This window comes from Gordonia sp. DT218 (assembly GCF_049847105.1).
In the GTDB taxonomy this organism is placed as follows: Bacteria; Actinomycetota; Actinomycetes; order Mycobacteriales; family Mycobacteriaceae; genus Gordonia.
Window position 1 is genome coordinate 1,367,307 of the sequence record NZ_JBNCNS010000001.1, and the last position, 18,273, is coordinate 1,385,579.

Sequence of the window (18,273 nt, forward strand, 5' to 3'; positions counted from 1 at the left end):
GCGATCACCCGAGCGCGCGGAGATAGCGCTTTGTGATGAGCGTCTGGGCCAGTCTGCCCAGCGGGCCGCCCATCCGCGCCAGTCGACTGTGCGGCCGCGAGAACGCGGTGACGGTGAACGTGACGCTGCCGTCGTCCCGGATCTCCACGACGAAGAGTTCCTCACCGGATTCGGGATGACCGGGCAGGGTTCCGTACGCAAATCCTGCCCGCCGCCCCTCGTCGACGACGTCGACGACGCGGACCGGCGCGTGAATCCGTGCGGGTCCCACGCCGAGTGAGAGCACCGCGACGCCCCCGCCGATCACTGTCGGCTCCGAGGCCGAGATCGCCACTCCGGATCGGAGCTGGACCTGCCAGGTCAGCACGGCATCCCGGGCAGCCATGAAAGACGCAGCGCCGGAACCGATCTGAACGGAATCGGAGAGGTGGTGGTATCCGGCGGGCAACTCGCCGGCAGTGGCCGCGACCTCGGGATAGGTGAACGGAACGTCTCGGAGTCGGCGTGTGGTCGCCGTGTCCAGGGGTCGCCATCGCTGCACCATCGACCTCATTCAACCCGGGCCACACCGCAACGGCCACCGACGAGAGCTCCGCACCGTGCGGGCGCCGTCAGTGCGTCGCCCCGACCTCGATGAGAAGGACGCCGCCGACGATGAGGACGATGCCGAATCCCATCAGAAAGGTCAGCGGTTCATCGAACAGGAACCTGCTGAGAGTCGCGGTGAGCGCCACGCCGGCGGCCGCCCAGATCCCGTAGGCGACACCGACCGGCATGCCGTGGTCGAGACTGACGACGAGCATCGTGAAGGCCGCCACGTATCCGACACCGACCGCGACGAACCAGATCTTCTGCCCGGTCGAGGCCATCCGGAGCGCGAGTGTGCCCGCGACCTCGGAGACGATCGCACCGATCAGGAACAGCCAGGCCATCAGGGCACCGTCTGCTTCTCGTGCGCCTCCGGAGCGCCCTTGGGCCGTGCGGTCTGTGCGCCGATCTCGACACACAGCACCCCGCCGATGACGAGCACGATCCCGATGCTCATCACAGCGGTGAGCGGTTCGTCGAAGAGGACCTTCGACATCACCGCGGTGAGCGCGACGCCTGACGCTCCCCAGATTCCGTACGCGACGCCGAGCGGCATCCGGGCCCGGAGCACGAGTGTGAGGCACACGAACGAACCCAGATAGCCGATCACCATCACCGCGTACAGCGCCGGATGCTCGAGCGCACCCTTCATCGACAACGTCGCGGTCACTTCGAGCAGGATCGCTCCGACGAGCAACAGCCAGGCCGCGCCCGTCTGGTTCCTCATGACCCGGCCGAGTCGTCGACGGGCCGGGCCGGGTGCGGCGGTGCACGATGGCCGGCGCCGGCGGTGCCGTCGACCCCGAGGACCTCGTACCAGAAACCGGCCGGGTCCTCGGGGTCGCAGGTGCTGACGGTGGCGCACACGAGGTTCGAGGCCATGCGGCTCACGCTACCTCGGTGCTATCGCCTCGGGCCTCGGGCGCGTCAGGACGTGGTCGACCCCTGGGTGGGGGCGGTCTGGCCCGGCTGGCCGGGCATCTGACCCATGCCGCCCTGGCCGGTCTGGCCACCCTGGCCGGTCGAACCACCGGGCATCTGACCCATGCCACCCTGACCGGTCTGGCCACCCTGGCCGGTCGAACCACCGGGCATCTGACCCATGCCACCCTGACCACTCGAACCGCCAGGCATCTGACCCATACCGCCCTGGCCGCCGGATCCCATGCCGCCCGGCATGCCACCGCCTGGCATGCCACCGCCTGGCATGTTGCCGCCCTGCATGTTCATGCCGGGTCCCTGGTTCGACGACGACGAGTTGCCGGCGAAGTAGCCGGCACCGAACCCGATCAATGCGAACACGACGGCGATCCCGATACCGCCGGCGATGACCGCGTTGCGCAGCTTGTCGGTGACCACGGTGGTCGCGGCCGGACGGTCCGCCGGCTGTCCGGCCGGCCCGAACACGTCGGTCGGCGTGGCGTCGGGTCCCGGTGCCACGGCGTGCTCGGCGGGCTGCTCGGTAGAGGCGATCGTCGCCCCCTGTGGTGTGGACATCGGTGTTGGTCTCACTTTCTACGAAAAGTAAAAGAGACATCCACCCTGCGGTCGCCGGCTGGCCGCAGGCTGCCCCGCACCTGCCAGTTGGCTGTGCGATCGGACCAATCGGACAGCGAACCTGTCAGTCGACACTGATCTGATAGAACACCGACCCCCCACCACCGGCCGCCCCCGCAGTTGTGCCCACCTGCACCCAATAGGTGGCGCCCGCCTTCTCGGCCGACAGGATCACCACCTTCTGCCCGCCGTCGGAGCTGCGCTGGGATTCGGTGAAGCCGGCATCGGTGAGCGTCGTCACGGCGTTCTCGAGCACATTTCCCGAGTCACGACCGCCCTGCACGGTCGCCGACCATCCGTCCGCACGAGTTCCGTCGGCGGTCAGCACGGTGCCCTCCACCAACGGGACCTGCTCGGTGGGGAAGTCTTTCGGCAATGCCGCGCCGTCGGGTGCATCGCCCCCGTCGGCCCCGCAGCCGGTCAGCAGCACGGCGGCCGCGACAACAAGTGCGAGCAGCATTGACAGCCTGTCGAAGCGCATCATGCCAGCAACGGTAAGGTAGAGCGGGCGGGCGTTGCCCGTGACACCCCGCCCGAATCTGCGAAAGACGGTGTGCCCACTTGATCTCCGTGTTGGCTGCGCTCGCGCTCTGCGCGCTGCTCGCGCCGCCGGTGATCAAGTGGCTGGGAACCCGCGGTTTCTACGTCCTCGCGCTCGCTCCGGCCGGGGCGCTCGTCTGGGTCATCGTGAACTGGCCGCAGGAGGGGCAACCGCCCATTGTCGAGACGGTGAAATGGGTGCCCGTCCTGCACATGGACATCGTCACCAGGTTCGACACCCTGAGCGCGATCCTGTCGGTCCTCATCCTCGGTGTCGGCGCGCTCGTGCTGTGTTATTGCGCCCACTACTTCGACGACGCCCGGCCACGCGTCGCCGTGTTCGGCGGCGAGATGATCGCCTTCGCCGCGGCCATGTTCGGGCTGGTCATCAGCGACAACATGCTCGTTCTCTACGTGTTCTGGGAACTGACCACGGTGTTGTCGTTCATGCTGGTCGGCTTCTACGGCATCCGCGCCACCGCGCGCCGCGCCGCGACCCAGGCGCTGCTGGTCACCACCGCAGGCGGCCTGGCCATGCTCGTCGGCATCATCATGCTGGGCGAACGCGCCGGCAGTTACCTGCTGTCGGACATCCTGGCCGATCCGCCCGCCAGTGGCACCTACGTCGACTGTGCGGTCGTCCTGTTGCTCATCGGCGCGCTGAGCAAATCCGCGATCGTGCCGTTCCACTTCTGGCTCCCGGGCGCGATGGCCGCCCCGACCCCGGTGAGCGCCTATCTGCACGCGGCGGCCATGGTCAAGGCCGGCATCTATCTGATCGCGCGCCTCGCCCCGGCCTTCTCGACGACGCCGAGCTGGCACATCGCCGTCGTCGTGCTCGGCATGGTGACGATGGTCCTCGGCGGTTGGCGGTCCCTTCGCGAACTCGACCTCAAACTCGTGCTCGCATTCGGAACGGTCTCCCAGCTCGGCTTCATGGCGGTGCTGGTCGGCATCGGTGATGCGAACGTCGCCGTGGCCGGCATCACCATGCTCGTCGCGCACGCATTGTTCAAGGCCGCGCTCTTCATGGTCGTGGGCATCATCGACCACTCGACCGGTACCCGCGACATCCGCAAGCTGGCCCGCCTCGGCCACCGGCTCCCGGTGCTCGCGCTGACCGCGGCGGTGGCCGGGGCCAGCATGGCCGGGTTGCCGCTCACCATCGGCTTCGTCGGCAAGGAGACGGCCTTCGGGTCGGTATGGGACACCGGCGCCTATGTCCCTTGGCAGTCCGAGACGATCGACATCGTCCTGCTGGTCGGTTCGGTCATCACCTTCGCCTACACGTGCCGGTTCCTCTGGGGTGCGTTCGGCCGTAAGGTCCGCTCCACACCGAGCCCGGCGGTCGCCAAGATGCATCCGCCGACGCCGATGTTCCTCGCTGCGCCGATCGTGCTGGCGATCGGCGGCGTGGTGGCGGGCATCTTCAGCCCGCTGGTCGGTGACCTGTTCGAGCCGTACGCGGAAACCCTCCCGAGCTACGGCCACGAGCTCGAGCACCTCGCGATGTGGCACGGCTTCGGTCTGCCGGTCGTGTTCTCGATCATCGTGATCATCGGCGGCGCGCTGCTGTTCCTGTTGACCCGGCGGCTGCGCGAACAGCTGTTCCGGTACCGCCCGATCCTCAACGCCGACCGCATGTACGACGCGACCCTCCGGGCCGCCGACACCCTCTCGCTCCTGCTGACCCGCAACACGCAGCGCGGCTCGCTGCCCATCACCCAGGGCGTGATCCTGTCGACGGCGATCGTGGTGCCCGTCGCGGCGCTCGCCTGGGGTTCCCGGACACGCCTGGAGATCGCCGGGTTCGACACCGCGGTGCAGTTCGTGATCGGCGCCATCATCGCGGTCGCCGCGGTGGCCGCGGTCGTGCTGCGCAATCGCCTCGCCGCCACCCTCGTCGTCGGTCTCACCGGCTACGGCGCCGGCATGCTCTTCGCCCTCTATGGCGCACCCGACCTCGCGCTCACCCAGTTCCTGGTGGAGACGCTCACCCTGGTGATCTTCGTGCTGGTACTGCGCAAGCTCCCTGCCGAGCCCGAACCCCGTCACGCCACCGGATTCAAACCGCTGCGTGCCCTCATCGGCGTCGCGTTCGGCGCGTCATTGGTGATCATCGGACTGTTCGCGGCGGCGGCACGCTCCGAGCAGCCGCTGCACGTCGACATCCCGGCAGCTGCCTACGAGTTCGGCCACGGCGCCAACGCGGTCAACGTGCTGCTGGTCGACGTCCGGGCCTGGGACACCCTCGGCGAGATCTGCGTCCTGATCGTCGCGGCGACCGGCGTGGCGTCGATGGTGTTCCGCAACCGGCGGTTCGGTGCGGCTCCTCGCGTCGCCGATGCGGCTCGCCTGCAGGCCGGGATCAACGGCGAGGATGTGGACGACCCGATCCCGCCGGACCGGACCCGATGGCTGCTGGGCAGCGACTTCCGCGACCCGCGGCACCGGTCGATGGTGCTCGAGGCGACCACCCGACTGATCTTCCCGACCATGGTGGTGCTGTCGGTCTACTTCTTCTACGCGGGTCACAACGCCCCCGGCGGCGGCTTCGCCGGGGGCCTCACCATGGGCCTGGCGCTGGTGCTGCGGTATCTCGCCGGCGGACGATACGAACTCGGCGAGGCGCTGCCCATCGAGCCGGGTCGCATCCTCGGTGCCGGTCTGGCGATCTCCGCGGGCACCGCGGTGGCCTCGCTGCTGCTCGGTGCCCCCGCCCTGTCGTCGGCGGTCTTCGAGATGACGCTACCGGTACTGGGCCACGTGAAGCTCGTGACCGCGATCTTCTTCGACCTCGGCATCTACCTCATTGTGGTCGGTCTGGTCCTCGACGTCCTGCGCAGCCTCGGTGCCCGCCTCGACGTCGAGTCCACCGCCGTCGACAACACCCACGCACCCGTGCGCGCGACCGCGGGGGAGGTGCCCCAGTGAGCATCAACCTCGGACTGCTGATCGTCATCGGCGTGCTGGCGGCCTGCGGCGCCTACCTGTTGATGGAACGCAGCCTGATCCGCATGCTGTTGGGACTCCTGTTGTGCGGCAATGCGATCAATCTGCTGATTCTCGTGGTGTCCGGCGGCATGGGGAACCCGCCGATCCTGGGCCGGTCGTCGGAGAGCCGCGCCGCCGATGCCGATCCGCTGGCGCAGGCGATGATCCTGACCGCCATCGTCATCACCATGGGCGTCGCCGCCTTCGTGCTGTCGCTGGTCTACCGCCTCTTCGTGATCAACCGCGACGACGACGACCTCGAGGACGACACCGAGGACGTGAAGATCCTCAGCGGCTCGCTGAACACCGCCCCCGACCGTGACCGCACCGACGACCCGGTCACCCTGGCCGACACCGCGGCGGGCGATCTGTACGACGACGAGGGCAATCCGCTCACGCCGGAGGAGTTCGCGGCACGGCACGCGGAGATGATCGAGACCGACCTCATGCCCGAGGACGCCGACGTGGTCGACGAGAACGTCGACGAGAGCGAATCCGCGAGCAGTCCCGCCGACCCGACCGATGGAGCCCACCGATGATCCCGCAGCCGTCGTGGGTCCCGGTGCTCATCACCCTGCCCACTCTGGTACCCATCGTGGCGGCAGCCCTCACCCTGCTGGGTGGCCGCAGCCCGCGTTTCCAGCGGGCGATCGCGGTCGGCGCGATCTCCGTGGCGTTCATCGCGTCGTGCATGTTGCTCTACCTGACCAACGCGCGCGGCACGTTCGCCGTCACGATCGGCGGCTGGGGCGACAAGGGCTTCCCGAACGGTCCGCTGGGCATCACCCTCGTCGTCGATCAGCTCGCCGCGCTGATGCTGGTGGTCTCGACGATCGTGCTGCTGTGCGTCGTCGTGTACGCGGTCGGCCAGGGTCTTCGCGACGGGACGTCGCAGCAGCCGGTGTCGATCTTCCTACCGACCTATCTCATCCTGACCGCCGGTGTGTGCAACGCGTTCCTCTCCGGCGACCTGTTCAACCTGTACGTGTCGTTCGAGGTGCTGCTGGCCGCGAGCTTCGTGCTGCTCACGCTGGGCGCGAGTCCCGAACGGGTCCGCGCGGGCGCCTCGTACGTGATGGTCTCGATGGTCTCGTCGCTGATCTTCCTGTCCGGCATCGCCTTCGCCTACGCGACCACCGGGACCCTCAACCTCGCCGAGATGGCCGCCCGACTCGATCACGTCCCCGACGGCACGCGCAACGCGCTGTATGCGGTGTTGCTCGTGGCCTTCGGCATCAAGGCCGCGGTGTTCCCGCTGTCCACCTGGCTGCCCGACTCGTACCCGACGGCACCCGCGCCGGTCACCGCGGTGTTCGCCGGGTTGCTCACCAAGGTCGGCGTGTACGCGATCATCCGGGCCCACACCCTGCTGTTCCCGGGCGGGTCGATGGACAACGTGCTCCTGATCGCGGGGCTGTTGACCATGCTGATCGGCATCTTCGGCGCGATCGCACAGTCCGACATCAAACGACTGCTGTCGTTCACCCTCGTGAGTCACATCGGTTACATGGTGTTCGGCATCGCGTTGTCGTCGCGGTTCGGGTTGTCGGCAGCCATCTACTACGTCGCCCACCACATCCTGGTGCAGACCACACTGTTCCTGGTGGTGGGCCTCATCGAACGTCAGGCCGGGTCGTCGTCGCTGCGCCGGCTGGGCGGGCTCATCGCGACCCCGGTACTCGCCGCGCTGTTCCTGATTCCGGCCCTGAATCTCGGTGGCATCCCGCCGTTCTCCGGGTTCATCGGCAAGGTCGCGCTCCTCGAGGCCGGCGCCCAGGACGGCTCTGTGCTGGCGTGGGTCCTGGTCGCAGGCTCGGTGGTGACGAGCCTGCTCACGCTCTACGTCATGGCCCGTGTGTGGACCAAGGGTTTCTGGCGCGCCCGCGCGGACGCACCGGAGGGCGACCTGGCCGATCAGGGCCCGTCGGCCCTGATCGACGAGAGCACCGACATCGCCTTCGACGACCGGGCCGACGTCGGCCGGATGCCGATCGGCATGGTCATCCCGACCGCGGTGATGGTCGCCGCCGGACTCGTGCTGACCCTGTGGGCCGGTCCGATCATCGGTTTCACCGACCGCGCGGCGGCCGACATCGCCGACCGTGGCATCTACATGCAGGCAGTACTCGGAGGTGACGGCCGATGAAGAACCGCGCCGCGGCGCGTCCGTTACGTGCGCGCATCATCACCGCCTGGCGTGTGTCGCTGCTGTTCATCTTCTGGAACCTGGTGAGCGGCTACGTCTGGGTGCGTGATCGGGTCCGCATCCCGCGCTGGCTCGGCAGCGATGGCCGCGAGGTCGCTGTCCGGCTCTGGAGCCTGGCCTGGCTCACCTTCGTCTGGGTGTTGCTGTGGGGCACCATCTCGTGGGCCAACATCATCGGCGGCCTGGTGCTGGCGACCGCCATCGTCACCCTGTTGCCGCTGCCGCGGGTGCCGGTCGAGGGGCGCATCCACCCGATCGGGTTGCTCGTCCTGATCGGACGGCTGATCGTCGACTTCTTCATCTCGAGCGCCCAGGTGGCGTGGGCGGCGATCCGGCCGGGGAAACCACCACTCGGCGCGGTTGTGCGGGTCCGTCTGGCGATCAAGTCCGATCTGGTCCTCACCCTGGCCGTCGACTATCTCAACCTGGTGCCCGGCACCATGGTGCTCGAGATCGACCACCGCAGGCGCATGCTCTACATCCACGTCTTCGACGTCCGCAACGAGAAGCGCCTCGCGGCGTTCCGCAAGCAGGTCGAGTTCGTCGAGCGGGCGTTCATCCGAGCATTCGAGCGCGACAGCGAGTGGCATCCGAGTCCGTACCACGGGATCGACGAGGACTACCACCGCGTCGCACGCGCGAACGGGGGTGAGCGATGACCTACGTCTGGGTGATCGTGAGTGCGATGCTGATGATCGCCGCGGTACTGACGACCATTCGAATCCTGCGCGGTCCCACCACGCTCGACCGGCTGGTCGCCCTGGACACCGTCATCGCACTCTGCATGTGCGGACTCGGTGCGTGGGCCGCGTACAGCCGCGATTCGACCGTGGTGCCCGCCATCGTCGCGCTGTCGCTGGTGAGTTTCGTCGGGTCGGTGGCCATCGCCCGTTTCCGAGTGAGGGATGACGAGACATGATCGGTGACATCATCTCGTCGGTGTTGTTGATCCTCGGGTCGGCGATGGCGCTGACCACCTCCATCGGCATGCTGCGCTTCCCGGACACGCTGAGCCGGATGCACGCGTCGACGAAGCCGCAGACCTTCGGCCTGCTGCTGGTCCTGATCGGCGCGATGATCCGCCTCGGCCGCAACGTGGACGTCGGCATGCTGGTCCTGGCCTGCCTGTTCGCCCTCATCACCGCGCCGGTGATCGCGCACCGCATCGGCCGGCTGGTCTATCAGGAGCAACGGGCACGCGACGGTCTGATCGCACGCGAGGACATGGAGTCCGGCACCCGGGACTAGTCCCACCCGCCGACCACCGTGCGCACCTCCTCGCCGATCGTGCGCACTTTCCCGCCGATCGTGCGCTCACAAAGACGCGTGCGCACAGTCGGCGAAAAACTGCGCACGCTCGGCGAGGTTCTGTACCCGCTCGGCGAGGTTCCGCGCACGATCGGCGACGATGTGCGCACGGTCGGCGCATGGCACTGTCACTCCAGCTCGCCGACCACTGAGTTCACCACGGCGCGCAGGTCACCGGTGCGCCGATAGACCTCGCGCTGGCGCTGGTAACTGGTACCGCGAGCGGCGATGTCGGCGACGCGAGAGAGTTCGTCGACGCAGTTGAGGTCGTGAGCCACCGGCGCGAGCCGGGCGAGTACGTCGGCGAGATCGTCGGTCACCAGACGCTCGGTGCAGTCCGAGTCCAGGATGACGATGGCGTCCAGCCCGTATCTCGCTGCGCGCCACTTGTTCTCCTGCACCAGCCAGGGCGCCATCTGTGGCAGGTTCTCGCCTGCCTCGAGTCGCCGATCGAGATCGACGACGAGACAGTGGATCAGCGCGACCAGCGCCGACAGCTCGCCGAGGTTGGTCATCCCGTCGCAGACCCGGACCTCGATGGTGCCCAGGTGCGGCGAAGGCCTGATGTCCCACCGGATCTCGTTGAGGTGATCGATGATGCCGGTGGTCATCTGGTCGGTGACGAAGCCCTCGAACTCGGTCCACGTGCCGAACTGGAACGGCAGACCCGCCGTCGGCAGCTGCTGGAACATCATCGCGCGGTTGCTGGCGTAACCGGTGTCCTGACCCGCCCACATCGGCGACGACGCCGACAGTGCCAGCAGGTGCGGATAGTAGTTCAGCAGGGCGCCCAGGATCGGTAACACCTTGTCGCGGTGACTGATCCCGACGTGCACGTGCACTCCCCAGATCAGCATCTGACGCCCCCACCACTGGGTGCGCTCGATCAGCTCCGCGTATCGGTGCCCCTCGGTGAGCAGCTGCGTCGACCACTCGGCGAACGGGTGGGTGCCTGCACCGTATAGATCGACACCGAGTTCCTCGGTGAGGCCGCGGATGCCGTCGAGCGTGGCGGACAGATCCGCAATCGCCTCGGGCGTGTCACGGCAGACACCGGTGACGATCTCCACGGTGTTGCGCAGCAGTTCCTTGTGTACCTTGCCGCGACGGTCCGGCACCCGCTCGGACACCAGCGCGAACAGGTCCGCGGCCGAGTTCGACAGATCGCCGGACGCCTTGTCGGTCAGGGCGAATTCCCATTCGACCCCCAGGGACGGGGTCGGCGAGCCGTCGAACTCGATCGGGGTGATCATGGCCGCGGATCAGAACCGCATCGGGTCACTCGTGAGCCTCGATGACCCCACACGCCAGCCGACTACCCGCATCGCCGGTCTTCATCGTCTGCTCGTCCGGCGCCGGTGCATACCGGGTGGGGATGTTGGCGAAGTTGTCCGCCTTCTCGTGGATGACGATCGCCTTGCCGACGATCTGCCCCAGATTCACCGCGTCGGTGGTGGTGACCGTCTCGCCGGTGCCGTCCTTCAGGACGTTGATGGACACCAGGTCTCCGCTGGACGGATGACCGGTGTGCCCGTCGACCTGCAGGTGGCTGCCGGCGCTCGAGAACGCCTCGCCGCCGCCGGTCTGGCAGACGCCGTTCTGGTGGATGTGCATGCCGTGGAAGCCGGCCGGGATCCCGCTCTCGGCGTTCAGCCGCACCGTGACCTTGACCGACGACCCGCTCGGCGCGAACGTCGCCTCGCCGATCGATTTGCCGCTGTCGTCGATCAGGTTCGCGGTTGCGTCCTCCTTGGGCGACTCGCCCGCGCCGTCGGCGTCGTCGACCTCACCGGGAGGCGCCTGGTTTCCGGTCACCACCGACGGGGTGGTGCCGGGTGTGTCGGTCGCCGACTCGTCGGGAGTACATGCGGCCAACGCCGCGCCGACGATGCCGGCTGCGGCCAGCACGGCCAACGTGCGACGGGTCGAATTGCCGGTTTGCGATCTGACGGTCATGTCACTCCTTGTGATCTGAACGGACCCTGGTCTGGCGGACTGTCATCGGGGTACAGGTCGAGCCGGCGTCGTCATCGGGTGACCACGATGACCGGGATACCGTCCGCACACTGCGTGAACGACGACGGGCGGGACTCCACGCTCGCGTCGCCGCCGAGTGCGGCGGCCACCTCGTCGGCGGCCGACTTCTGGCCGTCGTCGTAGAAGATCGTGTTCTCCGTGATCGACGATGTGGTGATGTTGCCGGGCGACGCGGTCTGGAAACCCTTGGCCTTCAGATTGTCGGCGACCTCGCCGGCCAGGCCGGAGACCGCTCCCGCGTTGAAGACGCACAGCTCCGGCGTGTCGGCCGACGCGCTCGCCGACGACGACGCGGAGGCGGACGCAGCGCTCGGTGCCGCCGCCGACGTCACCTGGCGCTGGGCGTTCTGCAGATCCTGCTCGGGATTGTCGCCACTGGTCGCAGCGGAATGCCAACCCAGTCCAATGCAGACGATGGCCAATGCCAGCAACAGCATGGCACCGGCGCGGAGCGGCAGCCGGCTCGGTTCACGATCAGGATTCATCACCGAGAACCTTACTTCACATCCGATGGTGTGCCGGGTGCGGTCGCCGCTGTCGTGAGGCCGGTGCGATCAGGTGATCTCGAAGCCGAGACGACGGGCCGCGCGAGCCTTCTGACGCGACGCCCGCAACCGTCGCAGACGCTTGACCAGCATCGGATCGGCGGCCAGTGACTCCGGCCGATCGACGAGGGCGTTGAGCACCTGGTAATAGCGGGTGGCCGACAACCCGAAGAGCTCTTTGATGGCTTCTTCCTTGGCTCCCGCGTACTTCCACCACTGCCGTTCGAACGCGAGGATGTCGTGCTCACGACGGGACAGCCCATCCGGACCGACCTCGTGCGGGTCGGCGGGATTGGTCGGTTCGGTGGCAGCGTCTGTGTGGGTGGGGTCTGTGGGTGTGGGTTGATCGCCCTGCTTCTGGCTTCGCGCAGCTGCGCCGTCCATCTCGCTCCCTCAAGATCGCCTCGTGCACATCACATCGCTGGATATGGTCCCCCGACCCACCAGCCCGAACAAAACTCCACCGAACCGGATATTCAGGTCGCCGAACAAATCACAGCAATGTGGTTCGGTGATCATCTAACCACGATCGGCGGGCCGGTTCGTGGTGTGACTCGCCATGACCCTTCGTTCACCGGATGTGGCACGCTCACTTCCACTCCCGCCGCCATGGCGACACGCGGACGAGCCGTGTGAGGTCGCTCGGTAATCTGTCCGGCATGGCAATCCTCCCGATCTGCATCGTCGGCGAGCCGGTGTTGCATGACCCCACCGAACTCGTCGAGCTCGATGCGCAGCGTCGTCCCGCGGCGGAGCTCGTGACGCTTCTCGACGACATGTTCGCGACCATGGACGCCGCCAACGGTGTCGGCCTGGCCGCCAATCAGGTCGGGGTCGGCAAACGGATGTTCGTCTACGACTGCCCGGACGGCGAACGGTACGAGGCGCGGCGGCGGCGCGGTGAGGTGATCAACCCCGTGCTCGAGACATCGGAGATCCCGGAGACCATGCCCGATCCCGACGACGATGACGAGGGTTGTCTGTCCGTGCCGGGTGAGCAGTTCCCCACCGGGCGGGCCGACTGGGCTCGCGTGACCGGAGTCGATCGCAACGGTGACGAGGTCGTCGTCGAGGGCACCGGATTCTTCGCCCGCATGCTGCAGCACGAGGTCGGCCATCTCGACGGTTTCCTCTATGTCGACGTGCTGATCGGCCGCAACGCCCGGGCCGCGAAGAAGGCAATCAAGCGTCAAGGCTGGGGTGTGCCGGGGTTGTCGTGGCTCCCCGGGGCCGTCGACGACCCGTTCGGGCACGACGACGAGGACTGAGGCATGGATGCCGTGACCGGGCGCTGTCACCGGTGAGCGCACCCTTCGTCGGCGACCGGATCGTCGTGCGCTATCGCCTCGGCGACGCCACCCCCGCGGACTGGCGCGGCGACCGGGCGGCCGCGCAGTCGGACGTGACCGGCATCCTGCGCGAGGACGGGGACCCACTGGTCATCGACCGGGACGGCACACCCGAATCCATTCCACGGGTGGCCATCACCTCCGTCCGGGTCCTGTCCCGGGTGACGGTCCGCAATTCCGAGATACGGGCCGTCGAGGCGGCGGCCGCGGCCGCCTGGCCGGGCACCGAATCGGCCATGGTGTCCGGCTGGCTGTTGCGGGCGGGCGGCGGGTTCACCCGGCGCGCCAATTCGGCGGTGCCGCTGGAGTTCGGTGCCGACACCGACTCCGACGCGATCGCTGCAATGCGTGGCTGGTACTCGACCCGCGGTCTGCCGACGATGATCGCGCTGCCCGAGCGACTCATCCCCGCCGGGCACATCGACGGCCGGCCGGCGAGCGGTGAGGTGCAGATGCTGGTCCGCGATGTCGCCGGCCTCCCGACGGCCACCTCGAAGGTGCCCGTCCGGCAGACCGACGCCCCGACGACCCCGTGGCTGCGCGCGTACCGCGGCGTCGAGGTCGACGTCGAGGTCGCCGCGGCGGTGGTGTCCGCATCGCGCGGACCGGTCGCCTTCGCATCGATCGGCGACCACGACGATCCGGTGTCCATCGGTCGCGCCACGGTCACCGAGTCGACCGACGGCACCAGGTGGCTCGGTCTCACCGCGCTGTGGACCTCGTCGGCCCGGCGCCGCGAAGGGCTCGCCGGAGCAGTGCTGTCGGGTCTCGTCACATGGGGAGTCGAGCACGGCGCGCAGCGCACCTACGTGCAGGTCGAGGAGGACAACCGGATCGCCGGGAACTGGTATCGCACCCTCGGTTTCGGCCTGCATCACACGTACCGGTACGTCGAGATCTGATGTTCTCGTAGGGTAAATGCGTGGTGGCGGCGAGCGCGAGCAAGCGGCGGCAGGCGATCCTGTCGGTGGCCACCGTGGTCGCCATCGCCGTCGTGGCGGCGCTGACCTGGGCACTAAGCGGCGGAGGCGACGACCACGGGTCGGCGACCGCCGACTCGTCGACGACGAAGAACTCCACCGCATCGGGGCAATCGACGTCCGGTGCGCCGGGGGCCGTACCCGCACACGTCCTGCACACCCTCGCTCTGATCGACGCGGGCACCTGGCCCGAGGCCGCCAACGCGCCCGGTACCCGGGGCGGGGACGTCTTCCGGAATTCCGAGGGCAACCTGCCGGCGACCGACGACCGCGGCCGCCGCATCACGTACCGCGAATGGGACGTCAACCCCAAAGAACCCGGGCAGAGCCGCGACGCCGAGCGGATCGTCACCGGCAACGACGGCAGCGCCTGGTACACCGCCGACCACTACCGCACCTTCGTCAAGATCCGGGGGCCCGACCTGTGACCACCTCCGAGCACTCCCCGATCCCGCTGGCACAGTTCATCTCCGCCGCCGGGCGTTTCGGTCCGGTGGCCGGCGTGTTGACCGGGTCCCGGCTGTCGACGGTCCCCCACAACCTCACAGTGCGGTCCGTCGACGCCGACCGGATGCCGACAGTCGCTGCCCTGTTCGACGAATTCGCCCGGGCCTGGTCGTTTCCCGACCACTTCGGCCGAAACAAGGACGCCTTCGACGAGTGCATGCGCGACCTCGACGACACGCCGCCGGACGTGCGCCCGCCGTCCGCCTACCTCACCGTGATCGAGAACGCGCCGCGGCTGCTGAGTCACGAACCCGACGATCTGCGCTGGTTCGCCGGATCTCTCGAGTTCTACCGCGATCACTACCGCGACGTCGCCGATCCGGCGGCCGCCTTCGCCGTCGCACTGCTGAGTCCACCCACCCTCCGTCGACGGGTCGAGACACGCTGGCACGACGCCGGCTCGCCGGTCGCCCTGATAGAGAGCTGACATGCGCATCGCCACCTGGAACGTGAACTCCATCCGTGCGCGCTCGGAGGCCGTCGTCGGCTGGATGGAACGCAACGACATCGACGTGCTCGCGATGCAGGAGACGAAATGCCGCGACGACGAGTTCCCGCTGATGAGCTTCCTGGCCGGCGGCTACGACGTCACTCATGCGGGCACTGGCGGGTTCAACGGGGTCGCCATCGCCTCCCGGATCGGGCTCGACGAGGTGGAGATCGGCTTCGAGGGTCAGCCGAATTTCGGAACCGAGCACACCGCGCCGGCGCGGGAGGCTCGCGCGATCTCCGCGCGGTGCGGCGCCGTACGGGTGTGGAGCCTCTATGTGCCCAACGGCCGTGCCCTCGACGACCCGCACTACCGGTACAAGCTCGACTGGCTGGCCAGACTCCGCGACATCGGGTCACTCTGGCTGGCCCACGACCCCGCGGCGCAGATCGTCCTGGCCGGTGACTGGAACATCATCCCAACCGATGCCGACGTCTGGGATCCCGCGCAGTTCGAGGACAGGACCCACGTGTCCGAACCCGAACGGGCCGCCCTGCAGGCGATCCGGGACGCCGGATTCCACGACTCGGCGCACCCCTACGACGATGCGTACACCTTCTGGGATTACACCCAGCTCCGGTTCCCGCGCGACGAGGGCATGCGGATCGACTACCTGCTCTGCTCGCCCGCGTTCGACGACCGGGTCCGCGGCGCCTTTGTCGACCGCAGCGCCCGAAAGGGCAAGGGTGCCAGCGATCATGCCCCGGTCGTCCTGGAGGTCTGAACCAGACGGACGCGACAGGCCAGCGGCGTAGCACCAGAATGAGCTTAGGCTAAGCTGCTCCCATGACTCGTCCGTTGCGTGTTTTCTTCGTGATGATCACCGTGCTGGTGACGACGATGCTGGCAGTCAGCGCCTGTAGTGCGCCCGACGAATCCGATGGGGGCGGTGCACCCATCCAGGTCAACACGTCCAAGGGTTCGGTCACCATCAACGGCGTGCCCAAGCGCATCGTCGCCCTCGGGGCGCAATGGATCGATGTCGCACTCTCGTTCGGGGTCACACCGGTGGCATACCTCGACAACATCCAGATCCTGACCGGCAAGCCGGCGCCGTGGTCGAGCGACAAGCTCAAGGATTCGACGCCGATCAGCACCGACGACGTCGTCGCACAGGTCGCCAAGGCGAAGCCGGATCTGATTCTGGCGACCTCGTACATGGCCGACGGCCAGCCCGAGATGTACAACCAGATCTCCAAACTCGCGCCGACCATCCCCGGCATCACCGGCAAGCAGATCGACCCCTGGCAGGACATGGTCACGTTCTTGGGAACCGTGTTGCGGCAGCCCGACAAGGCCAAGGAGATCACCAGTGGCGTCGACTCGAAGGTCGATGCGACCAAGAACGAGCTCCCCGGACTCAACGGCAAGACGTACACGATGGCCTACATGTACTCGAACGATCAGATCCAGGTCCTCGGCGATCCCGACGACGGCGCAACCTCCCTGTTCAGTTCACTCGGCATGAGCATCGCCCCCGCGCTGGTGGCCGGCTATCGACGCAGCGGACAGCCGCGATATCCCATCTCGACCGAGAACGTGCCACTCCTGAATTCCGACCTGTTGGTCATCACCGCCAACACCGATCAGTTGATGTCGTCGCTGCAGAAGCTGCCCGGCTATCGCAATCTGCGATCGGTGCGCAGCGGCGCCGTGAGCCGTCTGACGGTCGCCGAGATCGGCGGACTGAACGAGCCGACGCCGCTGTCCATCCCGTACCTGCTCGACAAGATGCATCCGGCGATGGAAAAGGCTGCCGGCTGACGACCCGATGACGAACTCGACAACACCGGCGACTACACCGGCGACTGCGCCACAGACCGTCTATACGCTCACCGACGGCGCGCGATGCCTGCTCGGAGGAGGCGGCGTCGCCGTCCTGCTACCGGCCAAACAGCGGCTCGACGGATTGTCACCGGGTCAGATCGCGACGTTGCGAACGCTCAACGGCGGACCACTACGGATCGCCGACGACGCCGACGAGGACACCGTCGACCTGTTAAACCGCCTGGTCGGCGCCGGTGTGGTGTCGCTGATCGTATCCGCTGGACAGCGGGACCTGTACTCGCTACGCCCCTTTCGCCGGCCATCGCAGCCACGCCCGGTCCCATGCTCGGACGCGTTCGAGCTGTCACGGTTCACCGTGGTGCGGCGCAACGGCACCGACGTGGTCGCCGAGCACCCTCGATCATGGTGCGACGTCGCCATCCACGACGCGGAAACTCTCGCGACGCTCGTGGGGCTGGGTTCCGCGCTGCCGGCACAGATCCGCGACCGGCTCGCCGCCGACCTGGCATGGTCGGGTCACGCGGTCGGGCCGGGAACCGAGTCACACGACTTCGCCACGCGCAGTTGGAGTCCGCACGAGCTGTGGTTCCACCGGCGCAGCACCGTCGGCGACCGCGGCACCAGCTGGGCACACTTCGGGCCGACCCGGTGGGCGGACGGCGAGTTCGAGCCACTGCCGGCGCGGCGCGAGCGCTACGACGGCGAGCCCGTCTCCCTGCCCACCCCCGACCTCGCGGCATTGCGCCAGGACGACCAGCCACTCACTGCGGTCGTCGAGGACCGGAAGTCGGTGCGCGACTTCGACGATCGTCATCCAGTGACCGCCGCACAACTCGGCGAGCTCCTCCACCGGTGCGCCCGAACCCGCAGCGTACGCACCACGAACGCGAATCGCGCAGTACCCGAGGAACTTCCGTCGCGCCCGTTTCCCTCGGGTGGGTCACTCTACGAACTCGAGGTGTATGCGGTGGTGCGCATCGCCGACGGCATCCCGGCCGGGATGTACCACTACGATTCCTTCGACCACGTGTTACGCCCGGTGGCGCCGTACGACAGTCCCGCCGTCCGCAGGCTCGTCGCACCCGCCTCCCTCACGCTGGCCGACGGGCAGCTCCCGCAGGTGCTGCTCGTCCTCGCCGCCCGACCGGGCCGGATCATGTGGACCTACGAACAGATGCCGTACGCGGTGATCCTCAAACACGTCGGAGTACTGACGCAGACGCTCTACCTCACCTCCACCGCAATGGGTTTGGGGGGTGTGGCACAGGGATACGGCGACACGGCGGCATTCGCCGAGGCCACCGGGGCCGACGAGCTCACCGAGTGCAACGTCGGGAGTTTCGTGGTCGGCACACCGCGCTGAGCCTGCCGGTTCTCGCGTGGC

General features: G+C 67.9%; 23 protein-coding genes. 13 read left to right on the forward strand and 10 right to left on the reverse strand.

What is annotated here, in order from left to right:
- Positions 1–4 precede the first annotated feature (4 nt).
- The 6 genes from ACPXCG_RS06410 to ACPXCG_RS06435 form a co-directional block, all read right to left on the reverse strand.
- Positions 5–544 carry a DUF1990 family protein gene (locus ACPXCG_RS06410; protein WP_425790170.1) on the reverse strand — a complete coding sequence of 180 codons (540 nt, stop codon included), beginning with the start codon at positions 542–544 and terminating at the stop codon, positions 5–7.
- Positions 545–611: 67 nt separating this feature from the next.
- Positions 612–932, reverse strand: a complete 321-nt coding sequence (locus ACPXCG_RS06415; protein WP_425790171.1) for a DMT family transporter — start codon at positions 930–932, stop codon at positions 612–614.
- Entirely contained in the window at positions 932–1,315 is a 384-nt protein-coding gene (locus ACPXCG_RS06420; protein WP_425790173.1) for a DMT family transporter, read from the reverse strand. Before ACPXCG_RS06420 ends, ACPXCG_RS06415 begins: the two co-directional genes overlap by 1 nt.
- The gene (locus ACPXCG_RS06425) at positions 1,312–1,470 is read right to left on the reverse strand and encodes a hypothetical protein (RefSeq protein ID WP_425790175.1); all 159 of its coding nucleotides are present in this window, start codon (positions 1,468–1,470) and stop codon (positions 1,312–1,314) included. Before ACPXCG_RS06425 ends, ACPXCG_RS06420 begins: the two co-directional genes overlap by 4 nt.
- A 45-nt stretch (positions 1,471–1,515) precedes the next feature.
- Positions 1,516–2,085 (reverse strand): hypothetical protein, encoded by a 570-nt coding sequence (locus ACPXCG_RS06430; RefSeq protein WP_425790177.1) that lies wholly within the window; start codon positions 2,083–2,085, stop codon positions 1,516–1,518.
- A gap of 124 nt (positions 2,086–2,209) precedes the next feature.
- Positions 2,210–2,629, reverse strand: coding sequence for a hypothetical protein (locus ACPXCG_RS06435; protein ID WP_425790179.1), 420 nt, complete (start codon positions 2,627–2,629; stop codon positions 2,210–2,212).
- Between the two features lie 77 nt (positions 2,630–2,706).
- On the opposite strand from ACPXCG_RS06435, the gene ACPXCG_RS06440 reads away from it, so the two are divergent.
- The 6 genes from ACPXCG_RS06440 to mnhG are packed head-to-tail and all read left to right on the forward strand — an operon-like array spanning position 2,707 to position 9,133.
- Entirely contained in the window at positions 2,707–5,619 is a 2,913-nt protein-coding gene (locus ACPXCG_RS06440; RefSeq protein ID WP_425790181.1) for a Na+/H+ antiporter subunit A, read from the forward strand.
- Positions 5,616–6,218: a Na(+)/H(+) antiporter subunit C gene (locus tag ACPXCG_RS06445; protein ID WP_425790183.1), complete on the forward strand. Its 603-nt coding sequence runs from the start codon at positions 5,616–5,618 to the stop codon at positions 6,216–6,218. The genes ACPXCG_RS06440 and ACPXCG_RS06445 overlap by 4 nt, the downstream gene beginning before the upstream one ends.
- The gene (locus ACPXCG_RS06450; RefSeq protein ID WP_425790185.1) at positions 6,215–7,825 is read left to right on the forward strand and encodes a Na+/H+ antiporter subunit D; all 1,611 of its coding nucleotides are present in this window, start codon (positions 6,215–6,217) and stop codon (positions 7,823–7,825) included. Before ACPXCG_RS06445 ends, ACPXCG_RS06450 begins: the two co-directional genes overlap by 4 nt.
- Positions 7,822–8,544, forward strand: coding sequence for a Na+/H+ antiporter subunit E (locus ACPXCG_RS06455; RefSeq protein ID WP_425790187.1), 723 nt, complete (start codon positions 7,822–7,824; stop codon positions 8,542–8,544). Before ACPXCG_RS06450 ends, ACPXCG_RS06455 begins: the two co-directional genes overlap by 4 nt.
- Positions 8,541–8,804 carry a monovalent cation/H+ antiporter complex subunit F gene (locus tag ACPXCG_RS06460; protein ID WP_425790189.1) on the forward strand — a complete coding sequence of 88 codons (264 nt, stop codon included), beginning with the start codon at positions 8,541–8,543 and terminating at the stop codon, positions 8,802–8,804. Before ACPXCG_RS06455 ends, ACPXCG_RS06460 begins: the two co-directional genes overlap by 4 nt.
- Positions 8,801–9,133, forward strand: coding sequence for a monovalent cation/H(+) antiporter subunit G (mnhG, locus tag ACPXCG_RS06465; RefSeq protein ID WP_425790191.1), 333 nt, complete (start codon positions 8,801–8,803; stop codon positions 9,131–9,133). The genes ACPXCG_RS06460 and mnhG overlap by 4 nt, the downstream gene beginning before the upstream one ends.
- 188 nt (positions 9,134–9,321) lie before the next feature.
- Here mnhG and ACPXCG_RS06470 read toward each other — a convergent pair whose 3' ends face one another.
- The 4 genes from ACPXCG_RS06470 to ACPXCG_RS06485 form a co-directional block, all read right to left on the reverse strand.
- On the reverse strand, positions 9,322–10,443 hold the full coding sequence (locus ACPXCG_RS06470) for a glutamate--cysteine ligase (protein WP_425790513.1): 1,122 nt from the start codon (positions 10,441–10,443) through the stop codon (positions 9,322–9,324).
- Positions 10,444–10,471: 28 nt separating this feature from the next.
- Positions 10,472–11,149 (reverse strand): superoxide dismutase[Cu-Zn], encoded by a 678-nt coding sequence (sodC, locus tag ACPXCG_RS06475; protein ID WP_425790193.1) that lies wholly within the window; start codon positions 11,147–11,149, stop codon positions 10,472–10,474.
- 71 nt (positions 11,150–11,220) lie between these two features.
- The gene (locus ACPXCG_RS06480; protein ID WP_425790195.1) at positions 11,221–11,715 is read right to left on the reverse strand and encodes a LytR C-terminal domain-containing protein; all 495 of its coding nucleotides are present in this window, start codon (positions 11,713–11,715) and stop codon (positions 11,221–11,223) included.
- Between the two features lie 69 nt (positions 11,716–11,784).
- The gene (locus ACPXCG_RS06485; RefSeq protein WP_425790197.1) at positions 11,785–12,159 is read right to left on the reverse strand and encodes a DUF3263 domain-containing protein; all 375 of its coding nucleotides are present in this window, start codon (positions 12,157–12,159) and stop codon (positions 11,785–11,787) included.
- Between the two features lie 275 nt (positions 12,160–12,434).
- Between ACPXCG_RS06485 and ACPXCG_RS06490 the strand changes: the two genes are divergently transcribed.
- From ACPXCG_RS06490 to ACPXCG_RS06520, 7 genes are all read left to right on the forward strand, one after another.
- Positions 12,435–13,043, forward strand: coding sequence for a peptide deformylase (locus ACPXCG_RS06490; RefSeq protein ID WP_425790199.1), 609 nt, complete (start codon positions 12,435–12,437; stop codon positions 13,041–13,043).
- A 32-nt stretch (positions 13,044–13,075) separates the two neighbouring features.
- Complete coding sequence (locus ACPXCG_RS06495) at positions 13,076–14,026, forward strand: N-acetylglutamate synthase, CG3035 family (protein ID WP_425790201.1); 951 nt, start codon at positions 13,076–13,078, stop codon at positions 14,024–14,026.
- A gap of 20 nt (positions 14,027–14,046) precedes the next feature.
- On the forward strand, positions 14,047–14,532 hold the full coding sequence (locus ACPXCG_RS06500; RefSeq protein WP_425790203.1) for a ribonuclease domain-containing protein: 486 nt from the start codon (positions 14,047–14,049) through the stop codon (positions 14,530–14,532).
- Positions 14,529–15,038, forward strand: coding sequence for a barstar family protein (locus tag ACPXCG_RS06505; protein WP_425790205.1), 510 nt, complete (start codon positions 14,529–14,531; stop codon positions 15,036–15,038). Before ACPXCG_RS06500 ends, ACPXCG_RS06505 begins: the two co-directional genes overlap by 4 nt.
- Before the next feature lies 1 nt (position 15,039).
- Positions 15,040–15,825, forward strand: a complete 786-nt coding sequence (locus ACPXCG_RS06510) for an exodeoxyribonuclease III (RefSeq protein WP_425790207.1) — start codon at positions 15,040–15,042, stop codon at positions 15,823–15,825.
- A gap of 62 nt (positions 15,826–15,887) precedes the next feature.
- Positions 15,888–16,865: an ABC transporter substrate-binding protein gene (locus tag ACPXCG_RS06515; protein ID WP_425790209.1), complete on the forward strand. Its 978-nt coding sequence runs from the start codon at positions 15,888–15,890 to the stop codon at positions 16,863–16,865.
- Between the two features lie 7 nt (positions 16,866–16,872).
- Entirely contained in the window at positions 16,873–18,252 is a 1,380-nt protein-coding gene (locus tag ACPXCG_RS06520) for a SagB family peptide dehydrogenase (RefSeq protein ID WP_425790211.1), read from the forward strand.
- Positions 18,253–18,273 lie beyond the last annotated feature (21 nt).